The 18,289-nt window shown below is 47.4% G+C and carries 16 protein-coding genes and 2 tRNA genes; 7 read left to right on the plus strand and 11 right to left on the minus strand.

Annotated elements, in window-relative coordinates:
- The first annotated feature begins 20 nt into the window (after positions 1 to 20).
- Positions 21 to 2,399, plus strand: coding sequence for an AAA family ATPase (locus GY843_RS16085; RefSeq protein WP_297311074.1), 2,379 nt, complete (start codon positions 21 to 23; stop codon positions 2,397 to 2,399).
- Between the two features lie 238 nt (positions 2,400 to 2,637).
- On the opposite strand, the gene GY843_RS16090 is transcribed toward GY843_RS16085, so the two are convergent.
- The 6 genes from GY843_RS16090 to GY843_RS16115 form a co-directional block, all read right to left on the minus strand.
- Entirely contained in the window at positions 2,638 to 3,633 is a 996-nt protein-coding gene (locus GY843_RS16090) for an LbtU family siderophore porin (RefSeq protein WP_297311076.1), read from the minus strand.
- A gap of 202 nt (positions 3,634 to 3,835) precedes the next feature.
- The gene (locus GY843_RS16095) at positions 3,836 to 4,978 is read right to left on the minus strand and encodes a DUF1513 domain-containing protein (protein ID WP_297311078.1); all 1,143 of its coding nucleotides are present in this window, start codon (positions 4,976 to 4,978) and stop codon (positions 3,836 to 3,838) included.
- Positions 4,938 to 6,023: an imelysin family protein gene (locus GY843_RS16100; protein ID WP_297311079.1), complete on the minus strand. Its 1,086-nt coding sequence runs from the start codon at positions 6,021 to 6,023 to the stop codon at positions 4,938 to 4,940. The genes GY843_RS16095 and GY843_RS16100 overlap by 41 nt, the downstream gene beginning before the upstream one ends.
- Positions 6,023 to 7,504, minus strand: coding sequence for a di-heme oxidoredictase family protein (locus GY843_RS16105; protein ID WP_297311080.1), 1,482 nt, complete (start codon positions 7,502 to 7,504; stop codon positions 6,023 to 6,025). The genes GY843_RS16100 and GY843_RS16105 overlap by 1 nt, the downstream gene beginning before the upstream one ends.
- A 15-nt stretch (positions 7,505 to 7,519) precedes the next feature.
- Positions 7,520 to 8,800, minus strand: a complete 1,281-nt coding sequence (locus GY843_RS16110) for an imelysin family protein (RefSeq protein WP_297311081.1) — start codon at positions 8,798 to 8,800, stop codon at positions 7,520 to 7,522.
- A 216-nt stretch (positions 8,801 to 9,016) separates the two neighbouring features.
- Positions 9,017 to 9,562, minus strand: coding sequence for a gamma carbonic anhydrase family protein (locus GY843_RS16115; protein ID WP_297311084.1), 546 nt, complete (start codon positions 9,560 to 9,562; stop codon positions 9,017 to 9,019).
- A 126-nt stretch (positions 9,563 to 9,688) separates the two neighbouring features.
- Between GY843_RS16115 and prlC the strand changes: the two genes are divergently transcribed.
- Positions 9,689 to 11,725 carry an oligopeptidase A gene (gene prlC / locus GY843_RS16120; protein ID WP_297311086.1) on the plus strand — a complete coding sequence of 679 codons (2,037 nt, stop codon included), beginning with the start codon at positions 9,689 to 9,691 and terminating at the stop codon, positions 11,723 to 11,725.
- Positions 11,722 to 12,003: a YheV family putative zinc ribbon protein gene (locus tag GY843_RS16125; RefSeq protein WP_367183862.1), complete on the plus strand. Its 282-nt coding sequence runs from the start codon at positions 11,722 to 11,724 to the stop codon at positions 12,001 to 12,003. Before prlC ends, GY843_RS16125 begins: the two co-directional genes overlap by 4 nt.
- Before the next feature lie 22 nt (positions 12,004 to 12,025).
- Here GY843_RS16125 and GY843_RS16130 read toward each other — a convergent pair whose 3' ends face one another.
- Entirely contained in the window at positions 12,026 to 13,189 is a 1,164-nt protein-coding gene (locus GY843_RS16130) for a PQQ-dependent sugar dehydrogenase (RefSeq protein WP_297311088.1), read from the minus strand.
- A 26-nt stretch (positions 13,190 to 13,215) separates the two neighbouring features.
- On the opposite strand from GY843_RS16130, the gene GY843_RS16135 reads away from it, so the two are divergent.
- Entirely contained in the window at positions 13,216 to 14,130 is a 915-nt protein-coding gene (locus GY843_RS16135; protein WP_297311089.1) for a DMT family transporter, read from the plus strand.
- A 303-nt stretch (positions 14,131 to 14,433) separates the two neighbouring features.
- Here GY843_RS16135 and znuB read toward each other — a convergent pair whose 3' ends face one another.
- Genes znuB through GY843_RS16150 form a run of 3 tightly spaced genes read right to left on the minus strand, consistent with a single transcriptional unit; the run spans position 14,434 to position 16,483 of the window.
- Positions 14,434 to 15,222, minus strand: a complete 789-nt coding sequence (gene znuB / locus GY843_RS16140) for a zinc ABC transporter permease subunit ZnuB (protein ID WP_297311091.1) — start codon at positions 15,220 to 15,222, stop codon at positions 14,434 to 14,436.
- Positions 15,222 to 15,995 (minus strand): zinc ABC transporter ATP-binding protein ZnuC, encoded by a 774-nt coding sequence (znuC, locus tag GY843_RS16145; protein ID WP_297311092.1) that lies wholly within the window; start codon positions 15,993 to 15,995, stop codon positions 15,222 to 15,224. Before znuC ends, znuB begins: the two co-directional genes overlap by 1 nt.
- Positions 15,992 to 16,483, minus strand: coding sequence for a Fur family transcriptional regulator (locus GY843_RS16150; RefSeq protein ID WP_297311094.1), 492 nt, complete (start codon positions 16,481 to 16,483; stop codon positions 15,992 to 15,994). The genes znuC and GY843_RS16150 overlap by 4 nt, the downstream gene beginning before the upstream one ends.
- Positions 16,484 to 16,552: 69 nt before the next feature.
- On the opposite strand from GY843_RS16150, the gene GY843_RS16155 reads away from it, so the two are divergent.
- A complete protein-coding gene (locus GY843_RS16155) occupies positions 16,553 to 17,443 on the plus strand; it encodes a zinc ABC transporter substrate-binding protein (protein WP_297311096.1) in 891 nt (296 codons plus the stop codon).
- Between the two features lie 3 nt (positions 17,444 to 17,446).
- Here GY843_RS16155 and GY843_RS16160 read toward each other — a convergent pair whose 3' ends face one another.
- Entirely contained in the window at positions 17,447 to 17,860 is a 414-nt protein-coding gene (locus GY843_RS16160) for a response regulator (protein WP_297311098.1), read from the minus strand.
- A gap of 184 nt (positions 17,861 to 18,044) precedes the next feature.
- Between GY843_RS16160 and GY843_RS16165 the strand changes: the two genes are divergently transcribed.
- A tRNA-Leu gene (locus GY843_RS16165) sits at positions 18,045 to 18,131 on the plus strand.
- Between the two features lie 70 nt (positions 18,132 to 18,201).
- Positions 18,202 to 18,288, plus strand: a tRNA-Leu gene (locus tag GY843_RS16170).
- Position 18,289: the final 1 nt, after the last annotated feature.

The following is an 18,289-nucleotide window of genomic DNA, read 5'->3' on the forward strand; positions in this document are numbered from 1 at the left end:
ACGTCAGCGGGAGTACCTGTATGGTAACGGAAACCCGACTTACCCCTGAACAGCTCTACTGCAGCTGTGATCCTGAACTACTGCCTTTTAAAACCACATCCACACTTGAACCGTTCTCTGGATTCTTTGGTCAGAGCCGTGCGATTGAGGCGATGGACTTCGGTATTGGTATGCGCCGGCCGGGTTATAACTTGTTTGTGATGGGTAATCCGCACACCGGAAGGTTTTCCTTTGCGATGGAAAATCTGAAAGCAGTGGCAAAAAAAGAGAAAAAGCCGGGTGACTGGGTTTATCTGAATAATCTTTCAGATAACCGTAATCCGCTCTCAATACAGTTCCCTGCAGGTAAAGCACAGCAGTTTAAGCGGGATATAAAAAATATCATTGAAGGTGCGCTCACCGAGATGCCCGCTGCTTTTGAAAGCCCGACTTACCAACGCAAGAAAAGTAAGATCGAACGTGATCTCAATAAATATTACGATCAAGCGATTGAAGGGGTAGAGCGTGATGCACGTGAGCACAGTATTGCCGTGTATCGTGATGCTGGAAGCATAGGTTTTACGCCAGTAGCTGATGGACAGGCTATGGATGAGGCTGTTTTTTCTCAGTTGCCTGAGGATATCAGGGATGCTTTTACAAAAGCGATCTCTAATCTTGAAGATAAACTGAATGAATCGCTTACTGGCTTACCTCAATGGCGTCGTGAAGCGGCTGAAAAGCTGAAGAATCTGGACCGGGATACTACACGTCAGGCCATTGCTCCTCTGTTCCAGCCGGTAAAAGATAAATACGCCAATATCTCCTCCGTGGCAGATTACCTTTCTGAGATGGAAACTTCATTGGTAAAGAACTGTGGTGAGATAGTCGGTGATGACAAACTGCTTGAGCCGGTTACCGATGCAACGCGACGTAGCTATATGGAGAGCAACTACGGTGTAAACCTGCTGGTGGATAACCAGAAAACCAAAGGTGCCCCAGTTGTTTATGAAGCACATCCGAGCTACGAAAATCTGTTTGGCCGCGTTGAATACACCTCAGAGATGGGGGCGTTGTCGACCTCCTATAAACTGATCCGTCCGGGTGCTCTGCATCAGGCTAATGGCGGGTATTTGGTGCTGGAAGCGGAGAAGCTGTTTGAACAGCCTTTTGTCTATGGTGCTTTGAAGCGTGCGCTTAAATCCCATGAGATCCGTATCGAAAGCCCTGCCAGTGAATACACCGGTATTAGCACCATCACGCTGATCCCAGAAGCGATTCCTTTGTCAGTCAAAGTTGTATTGATTGGAGCTCGGAATATCTATTACCTACTGCAGGAACTGGATCATGATTTTGAAAAGATGTTCCGTGTTGTGGTGGATTTTGATGAGGATGTGAAACGGACGCCCCAGGCGATTCGTAATTATGCTCGTCTGATGAAAACCTTAGCTGAGGAAGAGGGCTTAGCACCTCTAACCCGCAGGGCGGTCGCTCGTCTGGTAGAACACAGTTCACGTCAGGCGGAGGATCAAGAGCTTTTATCGGCCCATATCGGTGAGTTAGTGGATCTTCTCTGCGAGGCGAACTTCAAGCGCATTAAAGAAGAGGATGAGCTTATCAATGCTGACCATGTTGAGATGGCTTTGAATGCGAAAGAGCGCCGCACCTCACGTATGTCAGAAAAGATTGAAGAAGGTATTCTGAACGAAACTGTTCTGATTGATACCGAAGGTGAGGCTGTGGGTAAGTCCAACGGTCTCACTGTCCTTCAGGTGGGTGACGTCGCCTTTGGTACACCTGCAAGAATTACCGCCACGGTGCATCCAGGTAGCCGTGGAATCGTAGATATTGAGCGAGAGGTGACACTGGGGCAACCGATCCACTCTAAAGGGGTTTTGATCTTATCAGGCTTCTTAGGTCATCAGTATGCTCAGGATTTTACATTAGCAATCTCTGCCAGTATCGCTCTTGAGCAATCATACGGTTATGTGGATGGGGACAGCGCATCACTGGCAGAGGTTTGTACTTTGTTGTCTGCTTTAACGCATATCCCGATCAGTCAGAACTTTGCTACCACCGGTTCAATTAACCAGTATGGCGAGGTTCAGGCGATTGGAGGTGTGAATGAGAAGATTGAGGGCTTCTTCAATCTGTGTAAAACCCGTGGCCTGAATGGTAAGCAGGGTGTGATTGTTCCCAAAGCAAATGTCAGAAATTTAATGCTTAAAGCCGAAGTGGTTGAGGCTGTTAACCAGGGTATGTTTGCTGTTCATGCGGTATCGCATGTGGACGAATGTCTCGAAATCCTGATGGGGCGTAAGGCAGGACGGCGTAAAGATGATGGTAGCTTTACGCAACGTAGTATTAATGCTCAGGTGGTGAAACGACTCAAGGAAATCTCAGAGGCAAAATCTGAAAGCTAATCTTATACATTGGGCTAGAAACGGATGAAAAGTTAGCGGTAATGATTCCATGGAAAGTAGATTGGGGATAATATGCCCGATAAGAGTGCAGAAAAGTTAGGAAAGGATAATAGCTTTTCTGCACAACCTTTTGTGACGGCCGGAGGCGATGATTGAAGGGGGATTCGTCACCGGCCGGTCACACTAAAGGCACTGTTAACGCTTTAACAAATGCCTTAGCTCATACCTCAAACTAAGCTTAGAAAGAGGTAGTTACAGCAACATTAAGAATGTCTGTATCACCGCCATCGTAAGCTTCTTCGCGAACGTACTCTGCGCTCAGTTCTGCATTTTCACCCATTGCTCTTGTGATACCCAGAGCCGTACGAGTTTCTGGTAGTTCGTAATCGATACCCGCTACATCATCGATGTCGCTGGCTTCGTCAGATTCGCTGTAACCCAGGAATAGAGAACCATCAGCGCCAAGCACCTGAGTGCTATATCCCGCGCCTAGGTGTAGGAAGCTTGGCTCACCTTCTAGGTTAGAGTCACCCAGTTTGATATATTCAGCAAACATTGCCAGATCACCGGTTTCTACCAAAGCATTTACACGCCAAGCATCGATCTTTTCGGTCAGACCACCCAGCTCAGAGAATGGGCCAGCAGTGTTAGCTACATCAGTCACATAACCTGCACCTACAGATACACCATTTTGAAAATCCAGACCCAGGTTTAGACCCAGAGTATCCAGGGTTGTACCTTCGTCGCCAGAGTTGTTCAGTGCGTAAGCGTCCAGACTCACCATGTCGTTAGCATAGCTAACCATAGCAAGACCTTCTTTTGCGTCGAAGATGTCGAAAGCAATTGGGTCAGTGAACGCTGCAGAGTCGCCAACAAGGAGAGGGTGAGCTGCTTTACCCAGGGTCAGGTGTACCGGGCTGTCTTCAGCTCCAATCACAGCGTACGCTTCCGCTAGGTCTAGTTTCTCATCAACTGACAGGTATTCAATCAGAGTCGCCAGTTTAACGTTTTCGTTTACGTCAGCTTCGATTGCAATCTCAAAGGTATCAACCAGAATATCAGCTGTGCTATCACCGTTATCAGCTTCAACTTGCTGAGCTAGCAGAGAAACTTCACCGCTAACAGTGACGTTATCAGCAAAACCGCCAGCAGTGCTTTCTGTCGTTTCATTTTTAGCGATAGTCGCCTGCTGTGCTGCCAACTGTGCTTCTAGCTGGGCAATCCGAGCTTTCATTGCTGCAAGTTCTTCTGCAACGCCTGCAAATGCAGGGGAAGCCGTTGCTACTGATGCCGCTACCAGAGTAGCCAGAGCTGTTTTTTCATGTTTTTCCCTTCTATATCTTTAAAGAATAAGATTTAAGTTATGTTATTTCGTCATAGACGCTCTGTTCTTAAATAAACCCAGATACACCAAGGAATGATTTGTAGCTATCCCGTTAACTAAGGCTTGTAAGATGGTTATCCCAGCTAACCCTGCCAAGACCGGTAAGCGGAAATTTGGTTTTCTCTGCCGTGAAGGCGTTGTACGTGTAACAATGACCTCTCCCGGTCGATATAAGGAAATTTCCGTCCTCTTCCATCGCTGCCAGGCCACAACCATCAGCAGCTCGGGTTGAAGTTAGGAATTCACCATGCTGATTCCAGAAAGTCACGAGATCTCCACGAGGCGATGAGATCGCTGCAATCTGACCACTGCGATCAAAACGAGCACTGCCGCAATACTGCTTCATAGCGTTGTTAATTTGATCTGGTGCACGAACCAGTTCTATCTCTTTACCAGGAGAGTGGAATGCAACTAGAGGGACATCATCGTATTTTTCGCCTTGATACTGCAGGGCGATCACTACTCGCCCCAGAGAGTTGATATCGATATGGCGAATACTTAACTGGTGCATCTCTTCTGGTAGAAATACCTGCTCCTTTAGCGCTCCGGTACTGCTATCGATATATGCTAGTGATGGCTGCATAGTGTCGAGGTTTAGTTTTTCTCTGCCACGTTCTGGATGAGTGAAAATACCGCCATTGGCTACCACAAGCGTCTCGCCATCCGGCATCATTTTTAACTCGTGCGGGCCGATACCTGCAGAGCTGTACTGATGAACGACCTGGTAGTTATCTTCAATATCCCGCAACACGATTTGTCCTTGTCCGGTACTGATCTTGTTTTCAGTCGAGATCAGATAGCGGCCATCCGCGCTGAAAATGGCGTGTCCATAGAAGTGATGGTTTGCTTCTGCAGTTACTCTTTTCTCTAGTTGTCCGGTTCGTAGATTAACTATGTCGATAAACTGTTCAGGACGTCTACCCACTGCGGCCAGAAGCGGTTTAAATGGGTGTAGCTCCACGTGATGCGCGCGAGCTGGCAGAGGGTGCTTCAGCATGGTTTGCCCTACAGTACTCACAACTGTCAGTTCAAAAGCACCAGCAGCGGACTGGGCGGCAGATGCAAACCAACGCTGTTGTTCAGCGACTTGTTGGCTGGCCAACAACTGAGGCGCGAATAATCCACAGCCTAACAGTAGGCAGAACTTGCGCCTGTTAATCCCCGTCACGGCTATTAAATCCCAGTTGTAGCTCAAGTTTGTTCATGCTTTTACCCAGGTGCTCATGTAGCTCGGTAAGCTCTGCTGAAACCTGCAATAGCTTTACTCTTACCTTCTCATCCTGAACATGCAGATAGAGCGGGGAAGGAAGTTCTGCCAGTAGTTTGTTGATGCTGTTGAAGCTTGTTTCTATAGCTTCAGCTCTGTCCGTAACACCGTTCTCTTCTAGAAGTCGCTTCAGGTTCAGGCCGGAAACACCGCTGAACATATGCTGCAGGCTTTGAAGATTGGTTTGGATGTTTTGCAGTGATTGCCCACTGCGCCAGCTTTCCAAGCGTTTGCCTTTAGCTTTGGTTTTTCCCAGAGGGCGGTTGAGTTTCAGGTCGCGAATAACTTCAAGTGGTTCGACCTGGGCTTTCATCAGATCGATAGTGGCTTCCTGGCTGGTTTCATAATGGCCCTCTTCAGAGTTCAGGTAGTTGAACTCCTCGCTGAATGTCTGCCACTCATTAAATGTATCTGTTGCAGTTTTATTTACATTGCCGCTAACCGCATGGAGGAACTGGCAACGGAACGGAGCCTCTTGGATTTCCGTTAGTGGTGCTTTGGAAAACAGCAGGCGTTCTATAGCGGGTAGTCCTTTTACAGCGATACTGGCGGTTTGGAAATACTCTGGTTGCAGTGTCTGCGGGTCTTCAGCTTTAAGCAGTTTGTTCAGTTGCTTTGAAGTCAGGTTCTTTTTATCCGGCCAGAACTGCAGGCTATAGCTGCGCATCAGAAATTCAATTGGGCCAAACTGGACATGCTGAATAGCCTGCCATGCATTCAGAGTATCTCTAAATGCTGACTGAGCAGAACCAAGCGTTTTCTCTTCCGGTTTATCACAGAAGAGTTCCACCTCTTTATGTAGTTGAGCGGAGGTGTGCATCAGCGCCTGATAGCGAGGTAATACATGCTGCTGAACCAGGTTCTGGTTCAGCTCCATCCACTGCTGTTCGGTTACAGAGGCATAGGTATTACCTGTGACCGTAGTTGTGGTAAGACTAAGCAGTATTAGCTGGAAGCGTGTAACTAATCTCATCAGAGAGACTCCAGAAATTGTATGAGATGGCGGCGATCTTCAGTCGGCATTTGGATAACCTTATCCCGAGATGCTGAGGCTTCTCCTCCATGCCATAGGATCGCTTCCAACAGAGTGCGAGCGCGACCATCATGTAGATAGTGGCTTTTACCGCTGACTTTTTCAGTTAGCCCGATCCCCCAGAGTGGTGCTGTGCGCCACTCCTGACCGTTAGCCATATATTCAGGGCGATTATCAGCCAGATCAGGTCCCATATCATGGAGCAGCATATCGCTGTATGGCCAGATACGTTGTTGACTCAAAAGTGGCAGTCCGGGTGTTTCGGCGGTAATAAAACTTGCACTGTGGCAGGAAACGCAGCCGCTATCGTAAAAAACTTTTTTGCCTGCGAGAACTTCAGAGTTGTCTGCAGTGCGACGCGCAGGAACAGCGATGTGGCGGGTGTAAAACAGCAGCACCTCATTCATCTCGCTGGAAGCTTCCAGCCCTTCAAGATGATTGGAATTACCGCTAGGCAGAGATAGGCAGTCTGTTTGTTGTTCGGTGCAGTCGCCCCAGGCATTGGTAGCGTAAGGTGTTGAGATACCGATATCACCATTAAATGCTGAGTTATTCTGTTGGTTCAGCGTAGGGTGACCCGCTTTCCAGCCAAATCGGCCGAGCATGCTTTTCTGTAATTCAGAGTTCCATACTTTGTTAGCTTTACCAGATATGCCATCGCCGTTTCTGTCTTGCGGGTCGGCTAAAGCTAAAATCTGTGCTTCAGGAATATTTTCAAGCAGTCCCAATCCGATCATTGCTGGGGCAATGCGTGGGGAGATCATTGTGTCAGGGTGCAGGGGGCCATAACTCAGGTCAGTAACCTTATAGCTTGGCTTACGAAGAGATATCTCCTTGCCGTCGGCCAGTGTGATTTTCTTCTCGGTATAACTGATCTGCATCTTCCCTTCAGCTTGCAGGCCTGTGACTGCGAAATCCTGTAATTGGCCCCCGTAATTAGGTTCGGGGATAACACCAAGTTTACCTTCCTTGAGGAGGGTTTCCTGTTGCTTTTTTTGTGCCGGAATACTCAGGCGCAAGAACATGGATACCGCATTATCTTCCGGCCAGTTGGCTATAGGCGTGTGACCGCGTCCATCTCGGGCATGGCATTGCATGCAGGAGCGAGCATTATAGAGAGGTCCTAAACCATCGCTGGCGGTGGTAGAGGAGGGAGCTGCCACCCAGAGCTTTCTGAAAATCCCATTTCCCAGTTTGAAATCCAGCTGCTGTTTAAAAGGCATATTGGCAGCAGGATGGGTAAAGGCATTTCGATCAGCTGTTTTAAAATGGGTGGTAGCACCCCCCTGATAAATCTCTCCTTGTTCCGGTTTGCTGAAATCGAGGGCTGCTTCAGCGTGCAGAGCATGGCCGATCCCAACCACGCAAATCAGCAGGCTGTGAAAGATCGGGCTGAAGAGAAAATCAGGGAGTTTTTTCATCGATAATTGGCTGAATTATTCGGCTAAAACAACCGCAGGGTTATCTAGGCTGTCAGAGCCTTCCAGTTCGATATTGTCTAGCTTTAGAACCGCGATGGTATGCTCGATCGCTTCAGCTTCAGCAACCAGGGCATCAACAAATGTCTGAACAACCTGATTACCAGCAGTGTTACCTTCACCGATCAGAACATCAAAGGTGTTTCCTTTTTCTGCCTCATCCATCATCACTTGTGCAGCCGTTTGTGTGGCCTCAAGTTTGTTACGTAGATTCTGGTCTACAACTGGCGCGGATGCCTTAACTAACTGAGAAAGGCTTGGACCAGACACAGTAGAACCATCTACGCGAGTGTATTCACCCAGATATACGTTCTTAATACCTTTGGCATCGTAGTAGTGAGAAGCGTGTGTGTTGTCTGAGAAACAATCATGCTCTTCTTCCGGGTCATGCAGCATCAGCCCTAGCTTAGTACGTTCGCCTGCCAGTTCTCCGTATGCAAGGCTACCCATCCCGGTCAGAATAGTTGCCAGACCGCCTTCAGGACCTTTGGAAAGCAGATCCTGACGTGCTGCACCGTTTACAGTCCAGTTGTTCGTCATCTCAGTCAGATCATCAATCAGCAGATTTGTGGCTGCCTGTAGGTAATCACGACGACGGTCACAGTTGCCGCCAGTACAATTTTTTAGATCGAAGTCAGTTGCTGGACGGTTACCCGCACCAGGATTGTTGCCGTTTAGATCCTGGCCCCACAGCAGAAATTCAATTGCGTGATACCCTGTAGCTACGTTGGCTTCTACTTCGTCGATTTCGTGCAGAGTTTCGCCAAGTAGCTGCTTATTGATTGTTGAAGCATCAACTTCAATACCGCCAATCTTCAGGGTTTTGTTAGCGATAATGTTTGCCGTGTAGAACGGGTTTTCATCAGACTCTGTGCCATAATCAGTAGCAACGTAGTCGATCAAACCTTCATCCAACGGCCACGCATTTACTTTGCCTTCCCAGTCATCAACCAGTGCGTTACCAAAACGGTAAGCTTCTGACTGTTGGTATGGGACACGTGCAGCAACCCAGGCTTCACGTGCTGCTTTCAAATTGGCTTCACTAGGTGAAGCTAGGAACTGATCGATTACCTTGTTTAACGCTTTGGCTGTAATCAGGGAATCTTCATAAGTTGCATGAGCAATATCAGCGTAGTGGTTCAGAACGTCATTTGTAGCTGGCGCTGCAGCTTGAGTCTGAGTAGAACCAAGCATAGCGGTAGATACTGCCAGAGCAGCAAGAGTCTTGCGCAGTTTCATGATCAATTCCTTAGAGTTGATGGAAATATGTTAATGAGGGCGCGAATGATAATGCTTATCATATTACAGTGCAATAATTAGTTTCATGAACTGTATGGGTTTAAGCTTCGGTGGAGGAGTAGTGCGGGGATGGTGCAGGCTATTTAGATATAGGAGCTGAAGTTATAGTTTTAACTGCAGCCCCTACATAGAGTGATAAAGAGTAGAGTAGAGCTCTTATAAAGAGGCGTATTCCTCTTCAAGGTGCTTATCCTTAAGCTTCACATAGTTTCCTGCTGTGTAGCTGAAAAATGAGCGTTCCTTTTCAGTAAGGGGGCGTTGTTGCTTGGCTGGGCGACCTACATAGAGATAGCCACTTTCCAGGGTTTTACCCGGTGGCACCAAAGCGCCTGCTCCAATAATTACTTCATCTTCAACAACCGCGCCATCCATCACCATTGCGCCCATACCGACCAGTACTTTGTTGCCGATTGTGCAGCCATGCAGCATTGCCTGATGCCCAATGGTAACGTCTTCGCCGATGATTAGAGGAAATCCATCCGGGTTGTAGGGGCCCGCATGGGTGATATGTAGAACAGAGCCATCCTGTACGCTGGTACGTGCACCAATACGAATACGATGCATATCGCCACGTATGACAGTCAGAGGCCAGACCGAAACGTCATCCCCGAGTACTACATCACCCAGAACAACGGCACTAGGATCAACAAATACACGTTCACCCAGTTCTGGTGTCATGCCCTGATATGTACGAATTTTCACAACATTACCTCTGAAAGTGTTCTTTATCCTTACTTTAACTGCATTCTAGCGCTGCTTGTTATTGAAAAGTATGCTTTTGAACCCATTTATATGTGATCAGTTCATCTGTTTCAGGAGTTCATCGCAATGAGCAACCCTTTGCTTGAGTCACAGCTATTACCTACATTCAGTCAGATTAAGGCCGATCAGATTGAGCCTGCTATCGATCAGATTCTTGCGGATAACCGTGAAATCGCTGCAAAGCTGGTGGCTGAACTGGATCAGCCTGACTGGGACTCGCTTGTAGCACCTCTCGAAGAGATGAACGACCGTCTGTCAAAAGCCTGGTCACCGGTATCGCATATGAATGCGGTCGTTAACAGTGATGAGTTGCGTGATGCCTACAATGCCTGCCTGCCTAAACTGTCTCAATATTGGACAGAGATGGGGCAGAATCACGATATCTATACTGCCTTTAATAAACTGGCTGAGAGTGAAAGTTTCTCCCAGCTCTCTGAAGCGCAACAGAAAGTGGTAACAAATACTCTGCGTGATTTCCGTCTTTCTGGTATTGCTTTGAATGATTCAGACAAGCAGCGCTACGCTGAACTACAGCAGAAACTATCTGAGCTGACGACTAAGTTCTCCGAGAACGTGCTGGATGCGAGCAACGATTGGAACAAACTGATCACTGACGAAGCTGAATTGGCCGGTTTACCGCCAATGGCGCTGGCAGCAGCAAAACAGCTGGCGGAGGCGAAAGAGCAGGAAGGCTGGTTGCTGACTCTGGATTTTCCGTCATATCTAGCGGCAATTACCTATGCAGATAATCGTGAACTGCGCAAAGAGGTATATACGGCTTTCTCAACCCGTGCTTCAGATCAGGGGCCGGGTGAAGGTAAGTGGGATAACACGGATGTGATGACTCAGATCCTTGATCTGCGTCTTGAACTGGCGCAGCTTTTAGGTTTTGAAAACTACGCGGAATACTCTCTTGCAACAAAGATGGCAGAAACACCGGATCAGGTGATTAAGTTCCTGAATGATCTGGCAGAAAAAAGCCTACCCGTGGCTAAAAGGGATTATCAGCAGCTGTGTGATTTTGCTAACCAAGAGCATGGTGTGAGTGATCTTCAGGCCTGGGACCTGGCCTATTATGGAGAGAAACTCAAGCAAGCGGAGTATGCGATCTCTGAAGAGCAGATTCGTCCTTATTTCCCACTACCTAAAGTACTGGATGGCCTGTTTGCTGTTGCTGGAAAACTGTTTGATATACAGATTAGCGAAGTAGAAGAATTTGATCGCTGGCATAAAGATGCACGTCTGTTTGAGATTAGTCGTGGTGGTGAATTAATCGCCCGCTTCTTCCTTGATCTTTATGCCCGTGAGAAAAAACGTGGCGGTGCTTGGATGGATGATTGCCGTGTCCGTCGTCGTCTTGATGATGGCGCATTGCAACTGCCAGTGGCGTATATGGTGTGTAATTTCAGCTCACCCGTAGGGGATGACCCTGCACTGCTGAGTCACAATGAAGTGACTACTATGTTCCACGAGTTTGGTCATGGTTTGCACCATATGCTGACCAAGATCGAATGTGCTGATGTCAGTGGTATCAATGGTGTTGCCTGGGATGCGGTGGAATTGCCAAGTCAATTTTTGGAAAACTGGTGTTATGAGCCGGAAGCGCTTGTCTTGATCTCTGGCCATTATCAGACAGGAGAAGCGCTTCCACAGGAGCTGTTGGATAAGATGCTGGCGGCACGTAACTTCCAGTCAGGCATGATGATGGTTCGTCAGTTGGAGTTCTCTTTATTTGATTTCCGTTTACACCGTGAATACCTGCCGGGCAAAACGGATGTGCAAGCGTTATTGAATGATGTGCGTAGTAAGGTTGCGGTAATTACTCCACCTGTATTCAATCGTTTCCAGCATAGCTTTAGTCATATCTTCGCTGGTGGTTATGCTGCGGGTTACTACAGTTATAAATGGGCGGAGGTTCTCTCTGCTGATGCATTCTCCCGTTTTGAGGAGGAGGGTATATTTAATACTGAAACAGGCAACTCTTTCCGCAGTAATATCTTGGAAATGGGTGGTTCGAAAGAACCGATGGCGCTGTTTGTTGCCTTCCGGGGGCGTGAACCAGAGGTTGATGCTCTGCTTCGCCACAGCGGCATTACAGAGTGAGTGACAAGATGAAAGTGATTAAACGATTTATCGCAGGTGCCGTTTGTCCACGTTGTGGCGAGATGGATTGCATCCGTACCTTCCGCGATGAGGAGCGGGAGTATAAAGAGTGTGTGCGGTGTGATTACGAAGACTCCATGCGCTTGGATGGAGAGCCCGATCAGCAGATGGAAGAGTTGGAAACTCGAGTAAACCAGGATAAGAAACCGGAAATTGAGCCGGACGCACAGCCACTGTTATTTACCTCTAATCCAGGTGCTAAGCGAAAGGATCACTGATAATTTATATTTTGGATGGTTGTTACTCTGCTGAAATTCGATAGATAACATCTGCGTAGTCATCGGATACAAGCAAGCTGCCATCTTCAGCTACGATCACATCATTGGGCCTACCCCAGTGATCTTCGCCTTGAAGCCAGCCCTCAATAAAGGGCTGGTGATCAATGACCTTTCCATCCCGGATTTGCAACTTAACGACCCTATAGCCCACCTTGCTGCTACGGTTCCAGGAGCCGTGTTCTGCTATGAATAACGTATTTTCATCAGCACCAGGAAGATTATTATCAGTGTAGAAAGTAAGCCCTAGGGGGGCGACATGAGCGCCCAGGTCATAAGCAGGCAGTTGGTAATTGCCGAAGGCCTGACCGCCGAATGTAGGATCTTTTACCCCTGATGCATGGATAAAAGGATAACCAAAATGCTGGCCGTATTCTTCCAGTCTATTGAGCTCGTCTGAAGGTTGATTATCGCCTAAAAAGTCGCGCCCATTATCGGTAAACCAGATCTTCTCAGTGGTGGGGTGCCAGGTGAAGCCGACGCTATTACGAACCCCAGATGCGATGATGGATAGATTTTTCTGCTGATCTAGTCGTACCAGCGTTGCAAAGGGTTCTTCTGGTAAACAAATATTACATGGAGCTCCAATATTAAAATACAGCGCCCCATCGGGACCGAATTTCAAGTATTTCCAACCGTGGTGACGCTTGTCGGGTAGCTCATCGAAGTAGATTTCGGGTTCAGGTAGGTTCTTTTGAGAGTTTTGAGAGCCTATATTTTGTTTTAACGGAAGAATATTTTTGTAACGTAGGATCCTTTGTACTTCGGCTACGTAAAGGTCATTCCCTTCAACGGCTACGCCACTTGGCAAATTTAGTCCCGAGGCAATCTCAATGGTTTCTTCATATTTGCCGTCTTTATCTTTATCGATAAAGGCGTAAACATTCCCCGCTCTGCGGCTACCGGCAAAGAGAGTTCCGTCTTGGGCTAGTGCTAGCTGACGGACATTAGGCGCTGTGGCAACGACTTCAATTTTAAGACCATCTGGAAGTTGTAACTGCTCTAATTCAAGACCGTTAGCTTGATTGAAAAATGCCATCAGCAGGAGGAATTCTGTCATTGCTACCCCTAACGCCTTGGTTCGTTTTGTTGATAAACCCTGTTCATAAACATAGTTGTATAAGGGCATAAAGGCCATTGCATAGGAAGGGTACAATGGGATCTGCTATGATGCCTCGCCCGAATAATCCACCGAGTTTCGCCGCAATTATGATTTCTGCTGTCCCTATTGCAATCCGTTATATGCTGCTCTCTGCTTTGGGATTTGCTTTGATGGCTGCCTGCGTTAAAGCGGTAAGTGGCTATGGTATTTCTGTGTTGGAGATCGTAGCGGCGCGAGCAGCAGTTTCGCTGTTTCTTAGTTATCTTGATGTGAAAAGAAAGCGGATCTCTATTTGGGGCCATAACAAGCCGTTATTGGTAGCTCGAGGTGTGGCTGGGGCTTTAGCGTTAGTGTGTGTTTACTACTCTGTCACCACACTAACTTTGGCAGATGCGACTGTATTACAGTACACCTACCCAGCTTTCACTGCTGTGTTAGCGCTGTTGTTTTTGGGTGAGCGGATAAAAGCCTCCACTCTGATCTGTATTCTGTTGAGCTTCTTGGGTGTGATGGTGATGGTAAGGCCGTTTGGTGGGGAGTCGTTAATTAATCTGCCACATCTTAGTTTGATGGCGGCTTTAGCTGGGGCGTTTGGTAGTGCCATTGCTTATGTGATTGTTCGTAAGCTAAGTCAGAGTGAAGATAGCTCCGTTATTATTTTCTATTTCCCGCTGGTCGCATTGCCTGCATCGATATTGATGCTTGGAGATGATTTTGTGATGCCAGGTACAGAAGCTTTAGTGCTATTGTTACTGGTGGGCATCTTTACTCAAGTGGGACAGATTGGACTTACCAAAGCGATGGCTGCAGAAGAGGCTGGTAAGGCAACCGCTTATTCCTATGTACAGGTAATCTTTTCCGCCATCCTTGGCGTTATATTCTTCTCAGAGGTTCCGACTCTGTGGACACTGTTGGGAGGTAGTCTGATTATTGCTGGTGCTCTGGTTAATGCTCTTTGGAAGCGCTAGGGCCTGTTAGCACTAATTTATTCATCCCTGTTGAGACTAGAAAAGCATCAATCTAGGCAAGAGGAGAGAATTTAGTGGTTCTAAATGAACGACGAGTAACAACGAGTGACGCTTTTATAGCCTCAATCCGAAGGACTGGGGCTATTTATGCCCTCAACTTCGTTATTCTTCGCTTATTTAGAATAACTAAACTACGCTCATGCTGCCTTGTTGAGAACAAAAATAGCCTCCAGCAGGGGCGATGAAATTAGTGTTAACAGGCCCTAAAAAGCGTCTCCTAATTAAGCACTTTTCATTAAGGTGCTACTGATTCTGTTTGCTAGGAATAGTGTAAAGCAGAATAAAAATTAGCAGGGCAATGACTACAACAGAGGGGCCTGCAGGTGTATCAACGTGCCAGGATAAGGCTAGCCCCCCTGCAACGGACAGACAGCCAACCAGTGCAGCACCAAATGCCATCTGTTCTGGTGTACGGGCCAAACGCCTCGCTGAAGCAGCAGGAATTATCAGTAGTGAAGTGATTAGCAGTAAGCCAACAATTTTCATGGCGATGGCTATTACTACGGCAATCAGTAGCATCAGCATAAGGCGTGTCAGAGCGACGTTTACCCCTTCAACCTGAGCCAGTTCCTCATTGATGGTAATTGCCAACAGAGGCTGCCAGAGAAGCTTTAACAGGATCAGAACCAGGAGTCCTCCTCCATAGATCCAGTACAAATCCTCTCTACCTACAGCGAGCAAGTCGCCAAATAGATAAGACATCAGGTCTACCCGGATTTCCAGCAATGCTACCGCGACTAAGCCAAGGGATAGAGCGCTATGAGCCATAATCCCCAGTAGGGTATCTGTTGCGACCATACGTTGGCGTTGCATAGCGACGAGTGCCAGAGCTAAGCCAACGCAACAGAAGATCACAGCAAGATTCATATTGATATCGAGCAGGAAACCTATGGATACACCGAGCAGCGCTGAGTGGGCCAGTGTATCGCCAAAGTAGGCCATGCGACGCCAGACGACAAAAGAGCCCAGAGGGCCTGCAACCATAGCTACTCCAAGGCCGCCAAGAAGCGCAAATAACAGAAATTCAGCCATCAGTTATGCTCCTCGTTGCAACAGGAGTCGGTGATAACATCACCGTGATCGTTATGACGATGATTGTGGTGATGGCTATATACCGCAAGTTGTTCGCTACCCGTGATGCCAAAGAGTTCGGTAAAGGACGGGTCGTTGGTAACATGTTCAGGATGACCAGAACAGCAGATATGATGGTTAATGCAAACCACATGATCTGTTGCAGCCATTACCAGGTGAAGATCATGACTCACCATCAACACGCCGCAGCCGCGTTCATCACGGATCCTGCTGATCAGGTTATAGAGTTCAAGTTGGCCGTTGATATCTACGCCCTGCACCGGCTCATCCAACACCAGCAAATTGGGATCGCGTAACAGGGCCCTTGCCAACAGTACCCTCTGCATCTCTCCACCAGAGAGATTGTGGATCGATTGGGATAGCAGATGTTCTGCACCTACATCATTTAGAGCAGATCGAAGTGTATTAATATCTTTACACTGCGATGTCTTGAGAAAGCGTTCCACTGTTAGAGGGAAGGTATTGTCGATCTGCAGTTTCTGCGGCATATAGCCGATACGCAGATTTTGTTCCTTCCAGACGGTACCTTGCTGCGGTTTTACCAAACCTAGAACTACACGAACCAAACTGGTTTTTCCCGCACCGTTAGGACCAATTAATGTAGTGATACAACCTTTATGCAGCTCAGTGCTGATATCCTGCAGAACATGGTTTCGCCCGAAACTGAGATTGACATGATCAAGTTTAATTAACGGTTGGTGTGAACTGCTCATGCAGTATTACCCTTCTGGCATGTTGGGCATAAACCAAGGACTTCAACGGATTGTTGTTCGGGTTGAAAACCTACCTGGGACGCCTGCTCGTTGATGGCTTTGCTTATGTTGCCTGTCTCAATCTCGACGGTGTTATTGCAGGTTTTGCAAATTAGAAAAGACCCTTCATGGTGGTCATTGGGGTGCGGACAACCGATAAAGGCATTGAGCAGGGCTATACGGTGAACAAGTCCCTGTTCCTGAAGAAATTCCAGTGCCCGGTAAACTGTCGGAGGAGCCGAGTTAAAACCAGCCTCTGCTAGTGTAGGTAGCAGTTCGTAGGCACCAAGGGGTTTATGACTCTGCCAGATTGTTTTCAGCACCAATTCCCGGATTGGAGTGAAGCGTAAGTTCCTTTTTTTGCACAAACTACGTGCATCTTCCAGCGCATGTTCAATGCAACCGCTGTGATCGTGTTCCGGATGAAAAGCGAGCTGTTTGTTTGTCATGGCGTGAGCGTCACTACAATGGTTTATGTTATATTGTAACCAAATCTTACCTAGGTGTACCTTTTCCTGATGAAAAAGCTTTTTCTAGTTCTCTTCATTTCTTTATTTTCAATATCTTCCAGCGCTGCTGAAAAAGTAAAAATTGTCACCAGTATCAAACCATTACAGTTGGTGTTGCAAGAACTATTGCAGGATCTTGCTGATGTTGATGTACTTATCCCGGCGGGTGCTTCGCCGCACCATTACAGCCTGAAACCTTCTGATATGCGTAAACTTGCCCAGGCGGATCTTATTGTCTGGGTAGGGCCAGATATGGAGCAATTTCTGAGTAGGCCTCTAACCAAATTGAATCGCCCTCTGCTACAACTTCTGGAAGGGGAAGTGGAACAAGATAAACATCACGAAGCGGGGCGTGAAGAAGGGCATGAGGGACACCACCATGACCACGGTGACAATGATCCACATATTTGGTTAGATCCACTTTTGATGCTGGAGGCGGCGACTAAAGTTCGTGATGTGTTGAGTCAGCAGTATCCGGAGTTGTCTTCTTCTCTGGGTATACAGTATGAGCAGTTTGCAGCGAGCCTGTTAGCGACTGATAAAGCGATCAGTTCGAAACTTGCACCGTATAAGGATCGAGGCTTTGTCGTGTTTCATGATGCTTTCAGCTTGCTGGTGGAGCATTACAGCTTGAACCAGTTAGCCTATTTCACAGTCGATCCAGGTCAGGCACCGGGTGCGAAGAAGCTGGCAAATATTCAGGAAGTGATAAAGAAAGAAAAAGCGGTATGTGTTTTTCTTGAGCCTCAGTTTGAAGCGGCAGTGGTTAAGAGAATAACACAGGGGCTATCTGTTAAACGTGGCCATCTGGATCCACTGGCAATCGATATCAGTCAGAAACAGGGTTACAGTGGATATTTGCAGGATATGGCGGCACGTATCGAAAACTGCCTGAAGTAATCTTCAGGCAGTCGCTGATGTGGAGTTAGGCATCATGCTGTTTACTTTCTTGCATAGTGCTGCTGGCTGGAAAGGCTTGACCATATAAGTATCAACATCGGCACTGATACACTGGTGGATAAGCTCTGCAGAGGAGTTTGCAGTTAGCATGATAAAAGGGATTTTTCTTAGTCGCTCATCTGCCCGAATTGCTATTAACAGTTCCAATCCGTTCATCTGTGGCATATCCCAATCACAAATGATCAAGTCGACATTCATCAGTTTTAGCCGTTTCAGTGCTTCATAACCGTTGGGACTTTCCGCAAACTGCTTGAACCCCATATGCTTCAAAGTGGTTTTAACCAGCATGCGCATAGCTTGTTGGTCATCTATGATCATGACGACCGATTTTTCTGGGGGAGTATTGATTTTTCGCACGTTTAAACCTTGATAACTGTGAACCGAATAGCGCGGAATACTTGCGATGGTCCATCCTGGATATATCTTAACGTCCTTACTAAATATACAGGAATTCCCGGATAGTTTGACCCGTTAGGAAAAATAAGTTCGGCAATACTTCACAAATAAAAATCATATCTATATAATGCGCCCCACTTTTGACGCAGATGTGGTGGAATTGGTAGACACGCTAGCTTCAGGTGCTAGTGCCTTCACGGGCGTGGGAGTTCGAGTCTCCCCATCTGCACCAATCTCAGATTAGCTGAGTTGGTGAACAAAGTAAGGGTTGCGCCTTCAATAGCAGACAATTTGGTTGACACGCAGATGTGGTGGAATTGGTAGACACGCTAGCTTCAGGTGCTAGTGCCTTCACGGGCGTGGGAGTTCGAGTCTCCCCATCTGCACCAA

The organism is Neptuniibacter sp. (assembly GCF_024231755.1).
Taxonomy (GTDB): Bacteria; Pseudomonadota; Gammaproteobacteria; order Pseudomonadales; family Balneatricaceae; genus Neptuniibacter.

Bases quoted from the DNA above. Each gene is read 5' to 3' on its own strand.
- GY843_RS16155 (WP_297311096.1), top strand. From the start codon at position 16,553: ATGAAAAAGCTTTTTCTAGTTCTCTTCATTTCTTTATTTTCAATATCT.
- GY843_RS16085 (WP_297311074.1), top strand. From the start codon at position 21: ATGGTAACGGAAACCCGACTTACCCCTGAACAGCTCTACTGCAGCTGT.
- GY843_RS16150 (WP_297311094.1), bottom strand. From the start codon at position 16,483: ATGACAAACAAACAGCTCGCTTTTCATCCGGAACACGATCACAGCGGT.
- znuB (WP_297311091.1), bottom strand. From the start codon at position 15,222: ATGGCTGAATTTCTGTTATTTGCGCTTCTTGGCGGCCTTGGAGTAGCT.
- GY843_RS16090 (WP_297311076.1), bottom strand. From the start codon at position 3,633: ATGAAAGCTCGGATTGCCCAGCTAGAAGCACAGTTGGCAGCACAGCAG.
- GY843_RS16130 (WP_297311088.1), bottom strand. From the start codon at position 13,189: ATGCCCTTATACAACTATGTTTATGAACAGGGTTTATCAACAAAACGA.
- GY843_RS16110 (WP_297311081.1), bottom strand. From the start codon at position 8,800: ATGAAACTGCGCAAGACTCTTGCTGCTCTGGCAGTATCTACCGCTATG.
- GY843_RS16100 (WP_297311079.1), bottom strand. From the start codon at position 6,023: ATGAGATTAGTTACACGCTTCCAGCTAATACTGCTTAGTCTTACCACA.
- GY843_RS16135 (WP_297311089.1), top strand. From the start codon at position 13,216: ATGGGATCTGCTATGATGCCTCGCCCGAATAATCCACCGAGTTTCGCC.
- znuC (WP_297311092.1), bottom strand. From the start codon at position 15,995: ATGAGCAGTTCACACCAACCGTTAATTAAACTTGATCATGTCAATCTC.
- GY843_RS16105 (WP_297311080.1), bottom strand. From the start codon at position 7,504: ATGAAAAAACTCCCTGATTTTCTCTTCAGCCCGATCTTTCACAGCCTG.
- prlC (WP_297311086.1), top strand. From the start codon at position 9,689: ATGAGCAACCCTTTGCTTGAGTCACAGCTATTACCTACATTCAGTCAG.